The 253-nt window shown below is 57.7% G+C and carries 1 protein-coding gene; it reads left to right on the top strand.

The window, feature by feature from the left end; genetic code table 11:
• The coding region (locus HMPREF2565_RS14180) for a transposase (RefSeq protein WP_246819115.1) at positions 1 to 253 on the top strand (253 nt) is incomplete at both ends.

Genomic DNA, 253 nt, shown 5'->3' with positions numbered 1-253 from the left:
GCGCAACCACTCATCGTCACCACCGACGGGTCAGGCGGAGCACTCAAGGCACTGCGTATCAAATGGCCCGACGTTGCCATCCAGCGCTGCCTAGTCCACGTCCAGCGCAACACTTTCGCTGATATCAGCCGCAACCCGATTCACCCAGCGCATAAAGCAATCCGGAAACTGGGCTACATGCTCGTCCAGGTACACAACCGTGAAGATGCTGCACGGTTTACTACTGCAGTCCACCACACCCGCATCACCTTTG

The sequence above is a fragment of the Corynebacterium sp. HMSC072A04 genome, from assembly GCF_001809235.1.
GTDB lineage: Bacteria > Actinomycetota > Actinomycetes > Mycobacteriales > Mycobacteriaceae > Corynebacterium > Corynebacterium hiratae.
This window is presented reverse-complemented; position numbering and strand designations above follow the sequence as displayed.